This is a genomic window from Kitasatospora nipponensis (genome assembly GCF_039528135.1).
GTDB classification, from domain to species: Bacteria; Actinomycetota; Actinomycetes; order Streptomycetales; family Streptomycetaceae; genus Kitasatospora; species Kitasatospora nipponensis.
The window spans coordinates 1-5,052 of sequence record NZ_BAAALF010000326.1 but is presented as its reverse complement, the minus strand read 5'-3'; the positions used below and the strand labels follow the sequence as shown (position 1 = coordinate 5,052).

The following is a 5,052-nucleotide window of genomic DNA, read 5'->3' as shown; positions in this document are numbered from 1 at the left end:
GCCGCGCCCCGGGTGGGGCGATCGGCGGGTCGGCGGCGGTGTCCAGCAGGGCGCTCACGAATTTCTGCCTTTCTCGGGGAGAAGGGGTGGACGGTTTCGCGCGGTGGGTCGAATACCGGTCGACGGGCGTGGCGGGACCTCGGCCCGCGGTGTTTCGGTCCGGGGTCGAACGGGTTACCGGTGGGCGGGTTTCGGGCCCGCGGAATGGACGGCGGGCCGGCTGTCACCGCCCGTGGCGGGGCCGGGGCGCGGCGGCCGTGGTGGCGGTGGTCGTCGCGCTGCCCGAGGCGGCGGCGGTGACGGCGGAAAGGGGATGTCCTCCGTGGACGATCCGTTCCGGCCCGGGTCAGCCGAGGTGCGCGCCGACGTGTCTGGTGAGCTCCCAGGAGCTGTCGCCCCGGTGCTCGCGCCAGACCGCCCGCAGGGCCGCCCCGGCCAGCACCACCTGGTACAGCGGGCCGCCGGCGACCAGCTTGAGGTAGTGCACGGGCCGCACCGGCAGGCCGTACTGCACCCCGAAGTCGTGCAGCGCGACCGCCTCGAAGGCGACGGTGGCGAGCGCCGGCACCGCCGGGACGAAGGAGAAGAGCGCCACCGAGACCGGCAGCTTCACGGTCAGCGCGAGCACCAGGTCGATCGGGATCACCACGCCGGAGAAGGCCTGTAGGAAGGGGGTGGTGAGGGTCCAGCGGGCGAGCAGCCGCTGGCGCCGGGTGGGCAGTCGCCGCCACTCGCGCTTGCGGTAGACCTGGAGGAAGCCCTGGTTCCAGCGGGTGCGCTGGCGCAGCAGGCTGTGCAGGGTGTCCGGGGTCTCCTCCCGGGTCACCATCGCCGCGTCGTAGGCCACCACCACCTTGGCGCCCCGGCTGGAGAGCCGTACGCCCAGGTCGCAGTCCTCGGCCAGGCAGTCCTGGTCCCAGCCGCCGGCCGCGCGCAGCACCTCGGTGCGCACGAAGACGGTGTTGCCGCCGAGCGGGATGAAGCCCCGCCTGGCGTGCAGGTGCAGGCGGCTGCGGAACCAGAAGAAGTACTCCAGGCAGTTGCGCAGGCTGTACCAGCTGGAGTGGAAGTTGATCAGCTGGACGCCGCCCTGCACCACCGCCGCGCCACTGGTGCGGAACGCGTGGTCGACGTGGGCGAGCAGCTCCGGGTGCACCTGGTCCTCGGCGTCGAAGACGCCCACCACCTCGCCCCGGCAGTGCGGCAGCGCGGTGTTGAGGGCCTTCGGCTTGTTCTTGACCGGGTGGGTGTCGGTGATCACCCGGACCCGGTCGGGCCAGCGCCGGGCCAGGTCGGCCGCGACCTCGGCGGTGTGCGGGTCGTCGTGGCCGACCACGACGAGGACCTCGTAGCCGGTGTGGGTGGACTCCAGGAGCCGCTCCACGGTGTGCGCCAGCACCTCCTGTTCGTGCCGGGCCGGTACGAGCAGCGAGAAGGCGAGCTCGCACCGGCCGTCCGCGGCCGCGAAGGCCGTGCCGGCGAGCGTCTCGGGCGTCCGCCAGGCGTGCAGCATCCACCACAGGGTGAGTGCCGCCATCCAGAAGAGCGTTCCGGAGACCGTGATCATGAATATGGAACTCAGCATCGTCCCCCCATCGGCCGACGGCCGACGTGTTCCACCCCCGGGCCAAGACCTGGCCGCACCGCCCATTAAATACCCATGCGCATGCCAAGTGTGACGGTTCTTCGAATATCGGCGTATCGAGCGCGTCAGTTCGCGCCGGGTGGGCTTTCGGGGGTGGGGTGCGGGGTGGATTCCGGGGTGCGGGAAGCGGGCGGCGGGGAGGCCGGCGGCGCGGTGGCGAGGCGGTGGACCGGTGGGGTCGCGTTCGGGGGGTGGGCCCGGCGGCGTTGTCAGTGTCGCCCACTATGTTTCGAGCCAGTTGGAGATCAGCGGCTGGGAGGAACTGTCGTGGGGTGGTTGGCAGCAGGCGACTACGAGGTCGCCCTGGAACCGGACGGCAGCGTGGCGTGTCGCAACGCGGCGGGCCGCCGGCTGAAGAGCGTGCCCGCCAAACTCAAGGACGATCCGGCGGTGGTGGGGCTGCGTCAGCTGGCCGAGTGGCTGGGCGCGCACGAGCGGCAGTGCCTGCTGGACGCCGAGCGGTGGATGGTCCGCTCGCTGCCGGTCCCGGCCGCGGTGATCGTCGCGGTCTGGCCGGACGAGGCCTGGCGGGCCGTGCTGCGCGACCTGGTGGTCACCGGCGCCGACGGCGCGGTCGCCGGGTTCCTGCGCGACGCGGACCCGCAGCGCGGCCTGGGCGTGGTCGACCTGGACGGCGACACCGTGCGGCTGATCGACGCCGAGATCCGGCTGGCCCACCCCGTCCTGCTGGACGACCTCGACGAGCTGCGCGAGTTCGCCGCCGAGCTGGGCGTCGAGCAGCGCCTGCAGCAGCTGCACCGCGAGGTCTGGCGCCGGCCGGCCGACCTCGACCCGCAGGCCACCCGGATCGACACCTACGAGGGCGGCCGCTACAAGGAGTTGCGCGAGCTGCTCGGCCGCTGCGCGCGCCTCGGCTACCGGGTGCGCGGCGGGTTCGCCGTGGTGCCGCTGATCGAGGACGGCCGGGCCCTGGAGGCCCGGCTCTGGGTGGGCGACTACTACGAGTACGACGAGTGCCGCACCGGACCGCTCAGCTGGTCGGCCCCGGACGGCCGGGCCGTGCCGCTGGGCGAGATCGGCCCGGTGGCCTGGTCCGAGGGCATGCGGATGGCCGCCGCACTGTACGCCGGCCGCGCGATCGAAGGGGAGGAGTCGGCATGACGACCACGACGTCGACCGAACGGCAGTACCACGAGCGGTTGTTGGAGGCCGGCGCGATCCTGCCAGCCGACCCGCCGGCCACCGGCGGGCGCGGTGCCCGCAGCGGCCGCGGCGAGGGCGGCGAGCCCGGGCCCGGCAGCACGGTCGACGTGCTCACCGCGCGCGGCTACCGGCACCGGGCGCTGGGCGAGCGCCGGGTGGTGCGGCTGGTGCCCGGCGCGCTGGGCCCCGCCGAGGACCTCGCGCTGGAGTTCCTGGGGCTGGCACCCGAGGGCGAACCGGCCGAGGTCGGCCGGGTCCGCCAGGAGGCGCTCGGCTTCCCCGCCTGGGCGCTGGTGCACGACCCGGCCAACGGCCACCACGCGCTCGCCGTGGTCAAGGAGATGGAGCGGCTCGCCCGGCAGGCCAAGTCCAAGCCCGGCCACGCCAAGGACGGCTTCGACGAGCTGGCCGGCCGGCTCGGCCGCGCGGTGCCGCACTTCCTGCCCACCTACTGCGAGCAGGTCGGCCGGATCTTCCTGGAGTTCGGCAACCAGGGGTACGCCGGCAGCTACTTCGGCCGCGCCCGCGAGGCCGAGCGCACCTTCAGCCTGGAGGTCGACGAGGAGCGGCTGCGCGCGGTCTTCCTGGAGTTCGCCCTGGCCGGCGCGCTGACCGTCAAGGCGCTGCGCCAGTACGTGCGCGACCTCGCCGGCCGGCTCGACCCGGCGACCGCCTGGCCGCGGCTGCGCCAGCTCTGCACCGAGCGCGCCGCGGCCGGCATGGCCCCCTACGCGGGCATCGCCGACGACGCCCGCGCGCTGATCAGGGCCGCCGGGCTGGACCAGCGCGAGCAGGAGCGGGAGCTGATCGCCGAGTTGCTGACCTCGCCGGCGATCGGCCGCGCGCCCGTCGCGGTCTGGAAGTCCTGGCGGGCGCCGCTGGTGGAGCTGGCCCGCGACGAGGCGGCGGTGCGGGTCCGGCTGCTGGAGCTGCTGCCCACCCCCTCCACCGGCGACCGCGCCGAGACCGACACCCTCTGGCTGCGCATCCTCCAGGAGTCGGGTACGGAAGGGCTCCTGACGGATCCTCAGTACCGCGGTGCGGAGCCGGCGGCCCGGTGGCTGGAACGCTGGACCGCCCACCTCGACCGCGGCTGGGGCACCCGCGCCAGCTGCGCCGAGACGCTCGGGCTCGCCGAGCGGATGGTCGAGCGCCTGCGCGCCGAGGCCGTGCCGGTGGCCCTGCTGCCCGGCCACCCCACCGCGCTCAACCTGCTCGACCTGCTGCTCGCGCACGGCGTGCCGATCGCCGACGCGCCGGCCGAACCGACCGTCAACCTGGCTCCCTGGCTCGCCGAGGGCGGCCCCGGGCGGCGCGACCTGGCGGCGGTCGCCGGTGACCCGCGCTTCCGCCGCGCCCTGCAGAACGCCGTCCCGCCGGTCTGCTCGGCCGGCCGCCCCGACGAGCTGGACAGCCGGCTCGCGCAGTACCCGGTGCTGATCGAGCTGCTGGCGGCCTGGGCGGACGACCGGGCCGACGAACTGCTCGCCGCCCGCGGGCTGGCCGGTGCGCACACCCTGCTGACCACGCTGGCACCGGTGCGGCACGCCGTGCTGGCCGTCAACCCGGCCGCCGCCGCCAGGATCGCCACCCTGGACACCGCCGCCCTGCTCGCCGGCACCCTGCGTGCCGGCATCCTGGACGAGCTCGGCTGGCCCGCCCTGGAGGAGGGGCTGCGCCGGCTCGGCCACCAGGACGTCCCGACCGGCAGCGCCCCGGGCCACACCGTCAACGACGCCGTCCTGGTCGAGGACGCCTGGCCCGCGCTGATCCTGGCCGACCTCGGGCGGGCCGTCGTGGTCGGCCCCGAGGGCATCCTGCTGGAGCACGACCTGCGGCTGCCCGGCGGCCTGCCCAGCTGGCACCGCCCCCGGCTGCGGTACGTGGACGGTGAACTGCTGGTGAGCTGGCAGGAGAAGGGCGTCCAGCGCGGCTACTGGTCCGGCCGCCCCGCCGAGCCGTTCACGCTGACCGGCGAGGGGCTGACCGGCGGCTACTACCAGCACCACAGCCTGGCCCCGCGCTCGCTGCCGCTGCCCGACGGCGGGCGCGCCACCGGCGGGCGGGTGCTGCACGCGGGCGACACCGCCCTGCCGCCCGAGCGGCCGGTGCTGGGCGACGGCATCGGCCACTGGGTGCTGCGGGCCGGCGGCCACGGCCCGGGCGCCGAGCGTCCCGCCCTGCTGGAGTACGACCCGCAGAGCGGCAAGCTCGGCCGGGCCGCGCTGCCGCCGCGCCTGGCG

General features: G+C 75.2%; 2 protein-coding genes and 1 pseudogene. 2 read left to right on the top strand and 1 reads right to left on the bottom strand.

Annotated elements, in window-relative coordinates; genetic code table 11:
• Positions 1–346 precede the first annotated feature (346 nt).
• Positions 347–1,585, bottom strand: a complete 1,239-nt coding sequence (locus ABD323_RS39420) for a glycosyltransferase (RefSeq protein WP_344446924.1) — start codon at positions 1,583–1,585, stop codon at positions 347–349.
• 327 nt (positions 1,586–1,912) lie between these two features.
• Here ABD323_RS39420 and ABD323_RS39415 point away from each other — a divergent pair, with 327 nt between their 5' ends.
• Positions 1,913–2,767, top strand: a complete 855-nt coding sequence (locus tag ABD323_RS39415; protein WP_344446923.1) for a DUF4132 domain-containing protein — start codon at positions 1,913–1,915, stop codon at positions 2,765–2,767.
• A pseudogene (locus tag ABD323_RS39410) lies at positions 2,764–5,052 on the top strand (hypothetical protein); the annotation flags it as partial. The gene ABD323_RS39415 and the pseudogene ABD323_RS39410, both read left to right, overlap by 4 nt.